The 14,900-nt window shown below is 63.8% G+C and carries 16 protein-coding genes and 1 tRNA gene; 8 read left to right on the forward strand and 9 right to left on the reverse strand.

Annotated elements, in window-relative coordinates; translation table 11 throughout:
- Positions 1-593 precede the first annotated feature (593 nt).
- Both typA and ABLE85_RS23490 read right to left on the reverse strand, forming a co-directional pair.
- The gene (gene typA / locus ABLE85_RS23485) at positions 594-2,420 is read right to left on the reverse strand and encodes a translational GTPase TypA (protein WP_348795126.1); all 1,827 of its coding nucleotides are present in this window, start codon (positions 2,418-2,420) and stop codon (positions 594-596) included.
- Positions 2,421-2,580: 160 nt separating this feature from the next.
- Entirely contained in the window at positions 2,581-4,635 is a 2,055-nt protein-coding gene (locus ABLE85_RS23490; protein WP_348795127.1) for a M3 family metallopeptidase, read from the reverse strand.
- 158 nt (positions 4,636-4,793) lie between these two features.
- Here ABLE85_RS23490 and ABLE85_RS23495 point away from each other — a divergent pair, with 158 nt between their 5' ends.
- Positions 4,794-5,270, forward strand: coding sequence for a MarR family winged helix-turn-helix transcriptional regulator (locus tag ABLE85_RS23495; RefSeq protein ID WP_348795128.1), 477 nt, complete (start codon positions 4,794-4,796; stop codon positions 5,268-5,270).
- A complete protein-coding gene (locus ABLE85_RS23500; protein ID WP_348795129.1) occupies positions 5,267-6,499 on the forward strand; it encodes a multidrug effflux MFS transporter in 1,233 nt (410 codons plus the stop codon). The genes ABLE85_RS23495 and ABLE85_RS23500 overlap by 4 nt, the downstream gene beginning before the upstream one ends.
- A gap of 13 nt (positions 6,500-6,512) precedes the next feature.
- Here ABLE85_RS23500 and ABLE85_RS23505 read toward each other — a convergent pair whose 3' ends face one another.
- The 4 genes from ABLE85_RS23505 to ABLE85_RS23520 all read right to left on the reverse strand — a co-directional run bounded on the left by ABLE85_RS23505 (position 6,513) and on the right by ABLE85_RS23520 (position 9,139).
- Entirely contained in the window at positions 6,513-7,157 is a 645-nt protein-coding gene (locus ABLE85_RS23505; protein WP_348795130.1) for a carbonic anhydrase, read from the reverse strand.
- A 62-nt stretch (positions 7,158-7,219) separates the two neighbouring features.
- Complete coding sequence (locus ABLE85_RS23510) at positions 7,220-7,996, reverse strand: DUF429 domain-containing protein (RefSeq protein ID WP_348795131.1); 777 nt, start codon at positions 7,994-7,996, stop codon at positions 7,220-7,222.
- Positions 7,993-8,877, reverse strand: coding sequence for a pyridoxal kinase PdxY (gene pdxY / locus ABLE85_RS23515; RefSeq protein ID WP_348795132.1), 885 nt, complete (start codon positions 8,875-8,877; stop codon positions 7,993-7,995). Before pdxY ends, ABLE85_RS23510 begins: the two co-directional genes overlap by 4 nt.
- Before the next feature lie 4 nt (positions 8,878-8,881).
- Positions 8,882-9,139, reverse strand: a complete 258-nt coding sequence (locus ABLE85_RS23520; protein ID WP_348795133.1) for a hypothetical protein — start codon at positions 9,137-9,139, stop codon at positions 8,882-8,884.
- A 165-nt stretch (positions 9,140-9,304) separates the two neighbouring features.
- Between ABLE85_RS23520 and ABLE85_RS23525 the strand changes: the two genes are divergently transcribed.
- The 5 genes from ABLE85_RS23525 (at position 9,305) to ppa (ending at position 12,693) form a co-directional block, all read left to right on the forward strand.
- Entirely contained in the window at positions 9,305-9,925 is a 621-nt protein-coding gene (locus tag ABLE85_RS23525; protein WP_348795134.1) for a LemA family protein, read from the forward strand.
- Positions 9,926-10,010: 85 nt separating this feature from the next.
- A complete protein-coding gene (locus tag ABLE85_RS23530) occupies positions 10,011-10,814 on the forward strand; it encodes a YgcG family protein (protein WP_348795141.1) in 804 nt (267 codons plus the stop codon).
- Positions 10,815-11,459 carry a TPM domain-containing protein gene (locus ABLE85_RS23535; protein WP_348795135.1) on the forward strand — a complete coding sequence of 215 codons (645 nt, stop codon included), beginning with the start codon at positions 10,815-10,817 and terminating at the stop codon, positions 11,457-11,459.
- 75 nt (positions 11,460-11,534) lie between these two features.
- Positions 11,535-12,041, forward strand: a complete 507-nt coding sequence (locus tag ABLE85_RS23540; RefSeq protein ID WP_348795136.1) for a GNAT family N-acetyltransferase — start codon at positions 11,535-11,537, stop codon at positions 12,039-12,041.
- 115 nt (positions 12,042-12,156) lie between these two features.
- Positions 12,157-12,693, forward strand: a complete 537-nt coding sequence (gene ppa / locus ABLE85_RS23545) for an inorganic diphosphatase (RefSeq protein WP_348795137.1) — start codon at positions 12,157-12,159, stop codon at positions 12,691-12,693.
- 70 nt (positions 12,694-12,763) lie between these two features.
- Here ppa and ABLE85_RS23550 read toward each other — a convergent pair whose 3' ends face one another.
- Together ABLE85_RS23550 and ABLE85_RS23555 are read right to left on the reverse strand one after the other, a co-directional pair.
- The gene (locus tag ABLE85_RS23550) at positions 12,764-13,081 is read right to left on the reverse strand and encodes a DUF167 family protein (protein WP_348795138.1); all 318 of its coding nucleotides are present in this window, start codon (positions 13,079-13,081) and stop codon (positions 12,764-12,766) included.
- 12 nt (positions 13,082-13,093) lie between these two features.
- The gene (locus tag ABLE85_RS23555; RefSeq protein ID WP_348795139.1) at positions 13,094-13,384 is read right to left on the reverse strand and encodes a YggT family protein; all 291 of its coding nucleotides are present in this window, start codon (positions 13,382-13,384) and stop codon (positions 13,094-13,096) included.
- A gap of 128 nt (positions 13,385-13,512) precedes the next feature.
- Here ABLE85_RS23555 and ABLE85_RS23560 point away from each other — a divergent pair.
- Positions 13,513-13,588: transfer RNA gene (locus ABLE85_RS23560), tRNA-Ala, on the forward strand.
- Between the two features lie 443 nt (positions 13,589-14,031).
- Here the strand turns inward: ABLE85_RS23560 and ABLE85_RS23565 are convergent.
- Positions 14,032-14,553, reverse strand: coding sequence for a Cache 3/Cache 2 fusion domain-containing protein (locus tag ABLE85_RS23565; RefSeq protein ID WP_348795140.1), 522 nt, complete (start codon positions 14,551-14,553; stop codon positions 14,032-14,034).
- Positions 14,554-14,900 lie beyond the last annotated feature (347 nt).

Below are 14,900 nucleotides of genomic sequence, written 5' to 3' on the forward strand. Positions count from 1 at the left end.
CGTTGTTGAGGCGTATATAGGCCCCGCCCCCCAAAACTGTCAACGACCATTTTCGCCCTTTTTGAATTTTTTGCGACAAAAACAAACCAACCCTTGCAGACCCTGCGTAAGCAACACAGCGCCGTCCCCTCCACTCCTCCACTGCCTTCCAGACCTCTGGGGGAAAGCCGCTCGCCGGCACTCCGCAAAGACGGAATCGGTCAGTCGATCGGGTGATTGCAGGGGCGCGTGCTTCGGATCGCCGGACTGGCCGTCGCTTTATACGTGGCTGCTCGAACCAAGACCGGCATTTTGCGGCGAAGCGGGGCGTTCGGCGGAAGGCATCACTTCGGAGCTGCGCCGGCTGAAGAATGAATCACTGTCGAGGCAGGAAGCGCCCCGATTCTTTCGAGACAAGATTCCCAAGCATTGATTTGCAGAGGAGCCAGCCAGAGGGACCGGCGAGCCGACAACAGTCCGTCAGGTCCGGACGAATCGCGCGCGGTCTGCGCAGACGCGCCAGCGATTTCCTCAAAAACAAAAACGCGGGGCTGGGCCCCGCGTTTTTCCGCTTCCTCTTAAAGAGGGAAGCCAACCGTTCTCTTGCAAGCGCCTCAGGCGGCGCCGAGCGTCCTGGCCTTCTCGAACCGCTTGCGGTCGTTCGGGTCGAGATGAAGCTTGCGCAGGCGAATCGACTTCGGAGTCACCTCGACCAGCTCGTCGTCCTGGATCCAGGACAGCGCACGCTCCAGCGTCATGCGGATCGGCGGGGTCAGCTTCACCGCCTCGTCCTTGCCGGCGGCGCGGATGTTGGTGAGCTTCTTGCCCTTGAGCACATTGACCTCGAGGTCGTTGTCGCGGGAATGGATGCCGATGATCATGCCCTGGTAGACCTTCACGCCGGCGTCGATGACCATCGGGCCGCGGTCTTCCAGGTTGAACAGCGCATAGGCGACCGCCTCGCCCTGATCGTTCGAGATCAGGACGCCGTTGATGCGACCGGGCAGCTCGCCCTTGAAGGGCTCGTAGGAGTGGAACAGGCGGTTCATCACCGCCGTGCCGCGCGTGTCGGTCAAGAGTTCCGACTGGTAGCCGATGAGGCCGCGCGTCGGCGCATGGAAGACGAGGCGCTGGCGGTTGCCGCCCGAAGGCTTCAGCTCGACCATCTCGGCCTTGCGCTCGCTCATCTTCTGCACGACGACGCCGGCATGTTCCTCATCCACGTCGATGACGACTTCCTCGATCGGCTCCAGCAGCTGGCCGCTCTCGTCCTTCTGCATGACGACGCGCGGACGCGACACGGCAAGCTCGAAACCTTCGCGGCGCATGGTCTCGATGAGGACGGCAAGCTGAAGCTCACCGCGGCCCGAGACATAGAAGGAATCCTTGTCGGCCGATTCCTCGATCTTCAGCGCGACATTGCCTTCGGCTTCCTTGAGCAGGCGGTCGCGGATGACGCGGCTGGTGACCTTGTCGCCTTCGGTGCCGGCGAGCGGCGAGTCGTTGACCAGGAAGGACATGGTGACGGTGGGCGGATCGATCGGCTGGGCGGCCATGGCCTCGGACACGCTCGGATCGCAGAAGGTGTCTGCGACGGTGCCCTTGGAGAGACCCGCAATGGCGACGATGTCGCCGGCCTGGGCTTCCTCGATCGGCTGGCGATCGATGCCGCGGAAAGCGAGGATCTTGGAGACGCGGCCGTTTTCCAGCAGCGAGCCGTCATGGTGCAGCACCTTGACCGGCTGGTTGGGCTTCAGCGTGCCGGCCTCGATGCGGCCGGTGATGATGCGGCCGAGGAACGGATTGGCTTCCAGGATGGTGCCGATCATGCGGAACGGACCTTCGGCGACCTTGGGCTCCGGCACATGGTCGAGCACCAGATCGAACAGCGGGGCCAGGGCCTGGTCCTTCGGGCCTTCCGGGTTGGCGGCCATCCAGCCATCGCGGCCCGAGCCATAGAGGATCGGGAAGTCGAGCTGTTCGTCGGTGGCGTCGAGAGCCGCGAAGAGGTCGAACACCTCGTTGATGACTTCGGTGTGGCGCGCGTCCGGACGGTCGATCTTGTTGATCGCCACGATCGGGCGAAGGCCGACCTTGAGCGCCTTGCCGACGACGAACTTGGTCTGCGGCATCGGCCCTTCGGCCGCGTCGACCAGCACGATGGCGCCGTCGACCATGTTGAGGATGCGCTCGACCTCTCCGCCGAAGTCGGCGTGGCCGGGCGTGTCGACGATATTGATGCGGGTGTCTTTCCATTCGACCGAGGTGGCCTTGGCCAGAATGGTGATGCCGCGTTCCTTTTCGATATCGCCCGAGTCCATCACGCGCTCTGCGACGCGCTGATTGTCACGCACGGAGCCGGATTGCTTGAGGAGCGCATCGACCAGGGTCGTCTTGCCATGGTCGACGTGCGCGATAATCGCGATATTGCGGAGTTTCATGTGGGGTCCGAGGGGGGTTGGCAGGCGCCAGCCAGGTGACGCCCCGCGTTTCACTTGGGCGCGCTCTTACATGGTTTTTCGCAATTGCGAAAGGGGCGGATGCAAAACGGCCCGCCGAAAAGCGGGCCGTCGCTGGATCTGAAATTGCTCGCGCGGCCGATCAGACCAGGCCGCGCTTCTCCATCATGGCGTCAGGCGTCGGCATCTTGCCGCGGAAGGCGGTGTAGAGCTCCTCCGGATCGGCCGAGCCGCCGGCAGAATAGATGTATTGGCGCAGCCGCCCGGCCATGGCCGGATCGAAGGCGTTGCCCGTTTCCTCGAAGGCGGCGAAGGCGTCGGCGTCGAGGACTTCCGACCACATGTAGGAATAATAGCCGGCCGAATAGCCCTCGCCCGAGAACACATGCTGGAAGTGCGGCGTGCGGTGACGCATGACGATGGCGTCCGGCATGCCGAGCGCCTTCAGCGTCTCTGCCTCGAAGCCGAGCGGATTTTCCGGGGCGTCGGCGCGTGCGTGATAGGCCATGTCGACCAGCGCAGACGAGGTGAACTCGACCGTATTGAAGCCGGCGCCGAAGGTTTTTGCGGCCAGCATCTTGTCGAGCAGCGCCTTGGGCATCGGCTCACCGGTCTTGAAATGCAGGGCGTGCTTTTCCAGAACCTGCGGCACGGTCAGCCAGTGCTCGTAAAGCTGAGAGGGCAGTTCGACGAAATCGCGCGACACCGACGTGCCCGAGACGGAGGGCCAGGTCACGTCGGTGAGCATGCCGTGGAGCGCGTGACCGAATTCGTGGAACAGGGTCCTGGCCTCGTCGAGCGACAGCAGCGCCGGCTCGCCCTCCGCGGGCTTGGCGAAATTCATGATGTTGTAGATGATCGGGCTGGAGCCCTTGCCCAGCCGGTAGCCCGACTGCAGCGAGCTCATCCAGGCGCCGGAGCGCTTGGACGGCCGCGCGAAATAATCGGCGAGGAACAGGGCCCGGTCGCTGCCGTCGGCGTTCTTCACTTCGAAAACGCGCACGTCGGGATGCCAGGCGGGAATGCCCTTCTTCTCCACGAAGCCGATGCCGAACAGGCGGTTCGCCACGTCGAAGCAGGCGTCGATGACGCGCTCGAGCTGGAGATAGGGCTTCAGCTCGGCTTCATCGAAGGCGTATTTCTCCGCGCGCAGCTTTTCCTGATAGAAGCGCCAGTCCCAGGCAGCGAGCTTTTCGTTGCTGCCGCCGGAAGCGGCGATGCGCTGCAGTTCGGCCTCGTCGGCCGCTGCCTTCTCGCGCGCCTTGTCCCAGACCGGCTCCAGCAACGCCATCACGGCCGACGGCGTCTTGGCCATGGTGTCGTCGAGCTTGAGCGCGGCATAATTCTCGTAACCGAGCAGCTTCGCCTTCTCCGCCCGCAGCTTCAGGGTTGTCCTGACCACCTCGCTGTTGTCGCTCGCGCCGCCATTCTCGCCGCGCATGGTGAAGGCCCGGAAGGCCTTTTCGCGCAGGTCGCGACGTTCGGAAAATGTCGTGAAAGGCTCGTAGATCGAGCGGGACAGGGTGACGGCGTAACGGCCCTTCTGGCCGCGCATCTCGGCGGCCTGCGCCATGGCGCCTTTCAGAAATTCCGGCAGGCCGGCAAGGTCGCCTTCGTCGAGGAACATTGCCCAGTCGCTCTCGTCGGCAAGCACGTTCTGGCCGAACTGCGCGCCGAGCGAGGCCAGTTGCTCGTTGATCGCCGCCAGCCGCTTCTTGCCTTCCGCATCGAGCTTCGCGCCGGCACGGACAAAGCCCCTCCACGTCTTTTCCAGAACCCGAAGCGTTTCGGCATCGAGACCAAGCGTCTCGCGGCGCTGATAGAGATCGTCGATGCGGGCAAACAGTTTTGCGTTCATCGAGATCGCCGAATAATGCCGCGCCATCTTCGGCGAGATGTCGCGTTCCAGCGCCTGGATGGTCGGGTTGGTGTGTGCGCCGGCCCGGCACCAGAAAATCGCCGAGACGCGGTCCAGCGCGTCGCCCGAAAGCTCCAGGGCGGCTAGCGTGTTTTCGATCGTCGGGGTTTCCGCATTATCGGCGATCACCGCGATCTCGGCCTCATGCGCCTTGAGCGCCGCATCGAAGACAGGCGCGAAATCGCCATCGCCGATGCGCGAGAAATCCGGCAGGCCGTGCTGCCCGTTCCACAGCGTCAGCGGATGACTTTTCAGATCGACAGCAGTCTCGGACGACATTGGCGGCTCTTTCTCCATGGACGGACATTCTCGGCGGGAGGCGCCGGCCGAAGCCGGCAACCCGTCTCGATGTAGGTCGGCAACACGCCCGGTGCAACTCTTGACGGCCGCCGACGGCTTTCATAAGCATGCATGATAATAAGGTAGGTTTATTATCCATGCCCTACAAGGTGAACCCCGACAGTTTCGGCTTCCTCGTCACCGACGTGGCGCGGCTGATTCGTGCCGAGATGGACAGGCGTATCGGCGAGGCCGGCCTGGGCCTAACCCCGAGCGAAGGCCGCACGCTTTCGCACGCAGCTCGCGCCGGTACCGTTCGCCAGAACGTACTGGCCGAACGCATGGGCGTGGAAGCGATGACGCTGAGCAGCTCGCTTGACCGCCTCGAAGCCCAGGGATTGATCGAGCGGCAGCCCGACCCGGACGACCGCCGCGCCAAGCTCGTTCACGTCACCGAGGCAGGCAGCGCGATGCTGGAGCGCATGGCACCGATCAGCCTGGCCCTGCGCGCCGATGCCTCGCAAGGCATTGTCGCCAAGGACTGGGACCGCTTGCTCGACATGCTCAAGACCGTGCGCGCCAGCCTCACGGCGGCAAAGTCCGCATCGAGCGCCAAGGAAAGTGGCAATTCATGAACATGCAGTCCTTCCCGACGCCGGCCGCCATAATGAGCGAGCGGCGGGTGGCCATGATCGGCGGGCTGCTGGCCGCGATCGGTCCGATTTCGATGGCGCTCTTCACGCCGGCCATGCCGGAGATCGTTCGCGCCTTCGGCACCACCGAGGCTGCCGTGAAGATGACGCTGTCGCTCTATTTCGGTGGGTTCGCCTTCGCCCAGCTCGTCTGCGGCCCGCTGTCGGATGCCTTCGGCCGCCGTCCAGTCACTGTGGGCTTCATGGCCATCTACCTTGCCGGCAGCATCTTTGCTCTGCTGTCCCCCACCATCGAGCTGCTGATCATGGCGCGCTTCCTGCAAGGCGTCGGCGCGGCGGTGGGCGTGGCGGTGTCACGGGCGCTGGTGCGCGACATCTTCACCCATGAGCGCTCGGCGCGGATCATGAACCTGATCGGCATCATCCTGGCGATAGGGCCGGCCTTCTCGCCCACGCTCGGCGGCTTCACGATGGAGCTTTTCGGCTGGCACGCCATCTTCCTGCTGATGGTCGGCATGGGCGCGCTGATCGTGCTCGTCACCTCCCTGGCCATGCGGGAGACGGTGGTGCGCGATGCCTCGCGGCTTCGCCCCAGGCAGTTGGCCGCGACCTACCGCACGATCGTCACCACGCCCTATTTCATGCTGTCGAGCCTAGCCGTAGCAGGGAGCGCCGGGGCGATCTACGCGCAGGCGTCGGTCCTGCCCTTCATCCTCATGGAGCGGGTCGGCCTGACGCCGACCCAGTTCGGCGCGGGCATGCTGATCCAGTCGCTCAGCTACATCCTTGGCTCCGTGGTGCTGCGCACCGTCATTGGTCGCTTCGGTGCCTTCCGCCTCGTGCCCGTCGGCCTTGCCTGCATCGGCATGGCCAGCCTGGTGCTCGCGCTAGGACTGAGGTTTCATGAGCCGACGTTCCTTGGCGTGATGGGCCCTGTGGGCATCTATGCGTTCGGCATCGCCTTCGTCACCCCGGCCATGAGCACTGCGGCGATGGCCCCATTCCCGAAGAGTGCCGGTGCGGCTTCCGCCATGATGGGCTTTCTGCAGATGGGCACCGGGTTGCTTGGCGGGGCGTGTGCTGCGCTGATCGGCGATCCGGTTACCGCCATGGCGACGATCATCCCGACCATGGGGCTTGTCGCCATCACGTCCTGGACCTTGTGGCGGCGGCTGCCGGAGCCGGCGATACTCGCCGCAAGCCGCGGTTGAAGCTCCCGGCCCCTCAGGCGAAGTCGGGACGCTCGAAGTCGCCGGTTTCCTTGTTCATGACCCAGAGCTCGCCGGTGGAAATGTCGAACCATGCTCCGTAGAGGGTGATCCGGCCCTTCTCCTCCAGGATGCGCACGCAAGGGAACGTCCTGAGATTGGCGAGGGAATAGCGGATCGAGATCCGCTCCAGCGATGTCTGGCGCTCGGCCGCCGTCATCAGGGTGTTGCCCGAGACGGCCTCCGCCGCCGGCGCCAGCAGGCTCATCCAGTGGCCGATGAAATCGCCCGGCGACAAGGGCGCGGCTTCCGTATCCAGCGCCGCCTTGATGCCGCCGCAGCGGCCATGGCCCATGACCACGATGTTCTTGACCTTGAGCGCTTGCACGGCGAACTCCAGAGCCGCCGAGGTCGAATGATATTGTCCATCCGGTGCATAGGGCGGCACGAGGTTGGCGACGTTGCGCAGCACGAACAGTTCGCCGGGTCCGGCGCCAAAAATGATCTCCGGCGCCGCCCGCGAGTCACAGCAGGCAATCACGAGGGTTTCCGGCGACTGCCCCTCTCGAGCAAGCTCGCGGTAACGATCCGTTTCCGCCTGGAAAGGGCCGTTCATGAAGTTGCGATAACCGGCGAGCAGCTTTTCGGGCAGATGGGTCATGGTGAACGGCAATAAAGCCAAAGCTGCCGCCGATCAACGTAAATGCAAAAGCACCCGTCGAGTCACGCCCAAATGGCAACCGGTAGGCCGTGATCGTCAGTGCCGGGCGGGTCGGGAAAGCAGATCGCCTCGCCTCGGGCGAAGCGCGCAGCCACCAGCATCACCGCCGCCGCGTCCAGAAAGTCGTCTTCGGCGGCGCCGCGCGGCGGCGCCCGGTCGAGAAAGCCGCGCGCCAGCCCGTGCCGGGCGAGCAGCGCCTTGCGCTCTTCCATGCCGGCAGCGTTGACGCGGCCCTTGATCTTCTTGGGCAGTTCCATGGCGCAGCGTCCGTTCAGCTGCCAGAACGCAACCTCCGGATGCGATTCGATCACCCGGCCGCGCAGTTCGGGCCGCTCGATCAGCAGCGCGTCCAGCTCCCGTATCTTCGAGAAAATGCCGAAGGCCTGGATGGAAACGCCGCGCGGCGGGCTGGACGTGGCGCGCGCCACCGCGCTCGCCTCCCGGTGGGCCGCATACCAGGCGTCCAGCGTGGTGAAGCCGTCGGTCCGGGCATAGAGCGCGGCCCGCGAGGGAATCGAAAAGACGCTCGATTGCCGTTGCCCCAGCAGCGGGCGGACCAGGGCCTCCGGCCCGCGGCCGCCGCGTGAGGAAACCGCCGGCAGGCCGATCGGCATGTCCACCGCAATCGCGGCATCGGCGGGCAGAGCGGCGAGCAGGCCGGCAAAGGTCGGAAACACCCTTGCCACTGCGTGTTCGCCCGAAGTCCGAGACACGGCGATCCAGCCGGCCTTGCAGCCGTCGACACCTGCAACGGGCCTTTGGATCGCCCCCTCGCTCACGCCCGCTTGTCTCGGCCCGGATGCAGAAGGCGGCGCAGATGCACCATCGCCATGGGATGCGACAGGCTTTGCGCATCCGTCTCCAGTTGCAGCTCGTCGCCGCCGCGCTTGGCGGTTCGCGCCAGGATTTCGAAGACCGACGCGGTGGTCGAGCGCAACGCCGCCTCCATCGACTGGCCGCCCAGAAGCCGCGCCAGGAAGACGGCGCCGGTCAGGTCGCCGAGCCCGTTCGGCGGGCGCTCGACAATGCGGTGCTCGGCGAGCAAGGCCGCAGTCGGCGTCACCAGAAGGTTGCCGGTGCTGCCGGCCATCATCGCGGGTGCCGAGGTCACCAGCATGTTGGCTGGCCCGGCATGCATGGCCGCGTCGATCACGGCGCGCGTATCGTCGAGCTTGGCGCCGGCGATCCATTCCAACTCGTAGCGGTTGGGCGTGGCAATGTCGGCAAGCGGCAGAAGCGTGTCGCGCAATGCGACGGCCAGCGCCTCCGGCACGTAGAGGCCGCCGAGATCGCCCATCACCGGATCGCAGACATAGAGCGCACGCGGATTTTTCGCCCGAACCGCCGAGACCAGCGAAGCCACGGCCGCCGCCTGCTCGGCATTGCCGAGATAGCCCGAGAGGATACCGGCCACCTCGCCCAGCCAGGGCGCATTCTCGAGGTCCTTCATCAGGGCGGCGAAGTCGTGCGGATCCGGCACGATGCGCGTCGCCCGGCCATGGCCGGGATGCCAGGGCAGGATGACGGTGGGCACCGCCCAGACCGGATAGCCCAGCGTCTCCAGCGCAAACACCGCCGCACGGTTGCCCACCGAGCCCCGCGCGACATGGCTGGAGATGACGATGACCGCGCGCGGCGCGTCGACAGTTTCGGAAGTCATGGGATCAGGCGCCCCGCAGCAAGAACATCACCAGCCAGACCAGAAGTCCGACGCAAATTGCCAGTCCGAGCACCCGGCCGATCCGCGTGCCCCAGTATTCGATGCGGTCTTCCCGATCGGCATCCGCACCCGAGAAGTGATCGCGCGCGCGCCTCGCGGTCCGCGACGCGACAGACGCGTCGCCGCTGCCGGCCTCGCGCGCGACGCGATCGAGTATGCGGCGCGATTCGACGGCATTGTCCCGGTCCCGCTGTGCCACCATCTCGACCTCTTTTCGGCGCGAATTCTATCGGCTCGACCCGAGCGATGACAATGCGCAAACGGCGTAAATCTCGGGCTTCGCAAGCACGCGACCGAATGGCCCCATTTCCTTGGCCCGCGACTGTGCTACTTTCCGGCTGTCCGGTCATGAACCAGGGGAAGCTCCATGTTCGCCCAGTGTCTTCCGCGTCCATCCATCCGCGCCCTTCCGGCCTTTCTCCTGATGGTCATCATCCTGCCGCTTCTGGCGGGCTGCGGCTACAACACCATTCCGACACAGGAGGAACGCGCCAAGGCGGCCTGGAGCGAAGTGCTGAACCAGTATCAGCGCCGCGCCGATCTGATCCCCAACCTGGTCGAAACCGTAAGGGGCTATGCCTCGCATGAAAAGGAAACCCTCGATTCGGTCGTCGAGGCCCGCGCCAAGGCCACCCAGACCACACTGCCGCCCGATGCGCTGAACGATCCGCAAAAGTTCAAGGCATTCCAGGACAGCCAGTCCGGCCTGACCAGCGCGCTGTCGCGCCTGCTCGCCATCACCGAGAACTATCCCGACCTGAAGGCCAACCAGAATTTCCTCGCCCTTCAGGCCCAGCTGGAAGGCACTGAAAACCGCATTGCCGTCGCCCGGCGCGACTACATCGAGGCGGTCAGGGTCTACAACACCACGCTGAAGACCTTCCCATCGATCCTGTGGGCGAAACTCTGGTTCACGGACGCCCAGCCTTTCCAGAACTTCACCGTACCGGAAGACAAGATCCAAGTGCCGAAGGTCAATTTCAACTAGCATGATCGCAAAAGCCGCCACCGATCGGCCAGGATTGCTCGACGCGCTGACAGCAGCGCGTAGGGCGTGGCGATGGCGCATGCTCATGCCGCTCCTCGGAATTCTGCTGGCGCTGTTCTTCTGCGCTTTCGCTCAAGCCGCCCAACTGCCGGCGCTCACCGGCCGTGTGGTCGACAATGCCGGCATGATGACGCCGGTCGATCGCGCCGCACTCGACCAGAAGCTCGCCGCCTTCGAGAAGAAATCTTCCGACCAGATCGTCGTCGCCACCATAGACAGCCTCGACGGCGAGGCGATCGAACCCTACGCCAACCGGCTGTTCCGCGCCTGGAAGCTCGGCCAGGCCAGCGAGAACAACGGCATCCTGCTCCTGGTGGCGAAGGATGACCGCAAGATGCGCATCGAGGTCGGCTACGGCCTCGAAGGCACGCTGACGGACCTGCATTCGAGGCTGATCATCGAGAACGACATGGTCCCTGCCTTTCGGGCTGGCGACTTTTCCGGGGGCATCACCAAGGCCGTCGACGACATCATAATGGTGCTGAACGGCAACGCGGCGGAACTGGAGGCGCGGGCCAAGCGCAACCAGAGCAGCGAATCGGAGCCGGTCGACTATATCGCCCTGCTGTTCCTCATGATCTGGGCCACGCTTTTCTTCGGCGGCTTCGCCACGGCTGTCCTGCCGCGCATGTTCGGTCGCAGGATCGCGCCGGGCCGCTATCATTGGCTCGGCATGGACTTCAATTACAACAACCGCTCGCGCGGTTCCGGCGGCGGCTGGATGGGCGGTGGCGGGTGGTCCGGCGGTGGTGGCGGCTGGTCTGGCGGTGGGGGTTTTTCCGGCGGAGGCGGTTCCTCCGGCGGCGGCGGATCTTCGGGGAGCTGGTGAATGGCGAAGCCTCCACACGGCATGAAGCCCGACGAGCATGAACGTATCGCCACCGCAATCCGCGAGGCCGAAAGCAAGACTTCAGGCGAAATCTACTGCGTCGTTGCCCGATCGAGCGGCAGCTACTTTTTTCCGGCGACCTGTTTCGTGCTGGGCGCGATCCTGCTTCTCAGCCTGCCTGTGGCGCTGGCCCTCGAATATTGGTGGATCAGCCTGCGCCTGCCCGTCTTCGTCGCCGCACAGCTTCTGGCCGCCCTCGCCGCGCTAGCCTTGATCTGGCGCGTGCCCGTGTCGCGCCTGTGGTTCGTGCCGCGCCGGCTGCGTTACCGCCGCGCGCACGACAACGCGCTCAAGCAGTTCATCGCCCGCAACGTCCACATCACCGCAAACCGCACCGGCGTGCTGATCTTCGTGTCGCTGGCCGAGCGCTACGCCTCGGTGGTCGCCGATAGCGGCATCAACCAGCATGTGCCGCAGCACGCATGGGATGGCGTGATTCGCGATCTCATCGCGCACGCCAGCCAGGACCGGCTAGTCGACGGCTTCGTCGTTGCGATCGGTTCGGTCGGCGAGCTTTTGGCCACGCATTTCCCGGCCAAACCGGACAACGTCAACGAGCTCGACGACCACGTCGTGGAGATCTGAGCGCCGGTCAAATGCTCGCGAGCTACCATCGACTGCTTGCCATGACCACGGCACGGAGTTTATGGTTAACCAACCATGAACACGCTGATCATCGACATACGCAAGGCTGAACCACGCGACGCGGAGCAGATCGCCGACGTGCATCATTTGGCCTGGCAGGGCGCCTATGCGGGCATCATTCCGCACCGGGCGCTGACGGCGATGATCAACCGCCGTGGCACCGCATGGTGGGCGAATGCGATTCGGCGTGCCGCGACAGTGCTGGTCGTAGAGATCGGCGGCACCATCGCCGGTTATGCGACGGTCGGGCGCAACCGCGCCCGCGAGCTGCCCCAGCAGGGCGAGATCTACGAGCTTTACCTGCGGCCCGAATATCAGGGCGTCGGACTTGGCAGCCGCCTCTTTGCCGCCGCGCGTGAAAAACTCGCCGCGCATGGGCTGAAGGGCCTCGTGGTCTGGGCCCTGGAGGAAAACGACAATGCGCTGGCCTTCTATGCCGGCGCCGGCGGTCGTGACGTCGCCGAAGGCGTGGAAGTCTTCGACCAGAAGGCGTTGCGCAAGATCGCCTTCGTCTGGGACTGACCTCACCGGACACATACGCAAAAACATGAGTGCCGCAACAGCGGGACAGCTTGCCGCTGTTGCGCAGAGCGCCTGCGGCCGCTATTTCGTGCGCCGAAAAGGAGACCACGCAGCCATGCGCATCGAAGCAATCCCCACCGGCAAGAATCCGCCGGAAGACGTCAACGTCATCATCGAGGTTCCCGTCGGCGGCGAGCCGATCAAGTACGAAATGGACAAGGACGCCGGCACGCTCTTCGTCGACCGCTTCCTGTACACGCCGATGCGTTACCCGGGCAATTACGGCTTCGTGCCGCATACCCTGTCGGGCGACGGCGATCCGATCGACGTTCTGGTCTGCAACACGCGCGCCCTGGTTCCCGGCTGCGTCATCAGCGTGCGCCCCATCGGCGTGCTGGTGATGGAAGACAATGCCGGCGAGGACGAGAAGGTGATTGCGGTGCCCTCGGCGCACATCACCCGCCGCTACGAAAACGTGACCGAGTACAACCAGCTGCCGGAAATCACCCTGCAGCAGGTCCAGCACTTCTTCGAGCACTACAAGGATCTCGAGCCCGGCAAGTGGGTCAAGATCGGCGGCTGGAAGGATTCGGCCCACGCCAAGAAGATGATCCTGGAAGCCGTCGAGCGCTACAACGCCCAGCAGGGCTGATCGTCCGGAGCGCTACGCCAATGGGAGGCCGCTTCACCTGAAGCGGCCTTTTTCTTGAGCCGGGTCGGCGTCAGCCCTGCCCGGTCAGTTTTTCAAGCTTTCCCGCCAGATCGGAGGCATCGCCCGCCAGGCGCACGGTCTTCAGCCGCGACGTGCCGCCGGCCACGACCGAGACGTCGCTGCGGGCCATTCCCAGAGATGATGCAAGCAGCTTTTCGAGCGCCGCGTTGGCGGCCCCCTTTTCGGGCACGGCCCGCACGCGGGCGGCAAGATGCGCCCGGCCATCCGCCGTGCTTTCAACGCCCTCGAGCGCATCCTTCGACGAGCGCGGCGTCAGCCGCACATGGACATCCAGCCCCTTGTCGTGCGCCCGGAAGAAGCCGGCCATCGCAATGGCCTGTCAGATGACCAGCTGCAGCACCGTGGTCAGCAGGAACTGCCGCAGGAAGAAGATGATCAGCAGAACGATGATCGGCGAAATGTCGATGCCGCCGAGATCGGGAAGTATGCGGCGAATGGGCCCTAGCACCGGCTCGGTGGCGCGGAACAGGAAATTGCCGATCGCGCCGACGAACTGGTTGCGCGAGTTGACGACATTGAAGGCGTAGAGCCATGAGAAGATGGCCGCGCCGATGATAATCCACCAGTAGATGTCCAGCGCCAGAACCAGGGTCTGAATGAGGGCAATCATGCCGTTCTCCGTTGAATTTGCGAGATGTAGCGGCTGCGCGTCGAAGCGACAAGCCCCGCGGCATGGGGGCATCAACTGTCCCTTGACAGGAAAAGGCCGCAACAATAAATACGGCCCATCCGCTGACTGGGGCTGTAGCTCAGCTGGGAGAGCGCGTCGTTCGCAATGACGAGGTCAGGAGTTCGATCCTCCTCAGCTCCACCAGCGGATCAACTTTCCTCATTTATCCCAATGAAATCAATGGTATAGGTCGGGTGCCGGTTTCCCTGCGTACCCAACCAAGTACCCAATCTGCGTACCCACGACAGAAAAAATGCGGGGGCAGACACGCGGTGGATTCCTTTCAGGCATTCCTCAGGATGCGGAGGACGCTTGACCGACTCGCCTACAGCGCCTCCGCCATGGAGGAGCTTGTGCCGCTCACCCATGCCACTCGTACCCGCGCAAAAATCTGCCGATTTGGGAAGCTTCCGAGCAGCGCAGTCAGTTGAGCCTATGCGTGATGGAGCCGATGTTGCAATCAGCCACTCCACATGAGGTGGAGCCTTCGGCAGGCCCAGTTGCTTGGATCTACCGCTTCACACGCAAAGTAAAATGCCTGCCCAAGCGAGCCTAGGCAGGCATTCATCAACGTCGTCGAAGAGTTCCTACTTCAAATAGCCTACATAGTAGATGCCGATCACGTGTTTGTCTGAATCCCTTATTGGATCGTATCCCGTCACGTAGGGTTTGCCGAGAATGTCGACCTCGCCATAGAAGGCTTCACCTTTCTTGATGGACTCGATCGCTTTTCCCTTTGGGTCCAGAATGGTCCCGATCGCCCGTGATCCGTCGTCCTTCTTTACGTTCGTGGCAACCCGGACATACTCATCACCACTCTTCACGAAGATCGTGGCGGTGCCGCCCGCTTCCTTCACGACATCGTCAACCAGAGTGAAGTTGTTGTTCATCTTGGTCGATCCAAAATAGATGGCGGGTACTTCCTTTCCGGCGACGGCATCAGTTCCCTCTATCTTCGGCGACCCAAGTTCGTTTGCCTTCGACTTCAAAAGATCCATCGCGGCAGTCACCTTCGAATCTTGCGCTACGGCGGTAATTGGTACAAGCGCGACGGCTCCGGTGAAGCATGTGGCCGTCAAGATGCTGATTGCAACTTGTTTCAGGCTCATGGGCTTTCTCCTCGTCAGCCCCCACCTCTCATGATACCAGCCCCTGCTTCTCCGCTCCAGCCTTCAGGGACTCCGCAGTTCACGGATCTATTCGAATGCATCGAGTGTCAGGGGGCCGCCGGACTTTCTGAGTTCCCAAACTGCACACCGACAACGGCAAAAAATGTGGGAGCGGACACGCGACCGATTTCCCTCACGCGCTCCTGAGGATGCGGAAGACACTTTGTTGATTTCCGCCAGGAACTGACCCGGGATTAGCGAATATTTCCATCGAGAAGTGACCCATGTTTGAACCTTGCCCCGCGTGTTTTCAGCGGGGGCTATGGAGTGATCGACATGGCGTTATT

Source organism: Mesorhizobium sp. KR1-2 (assembly GCF_040045035.1).
GTDB lineage: Bacteria > Pseudomonadota > Alphaproteobacteria > Rhizobiales > Rhizobiaceae > Pseudaminobacter.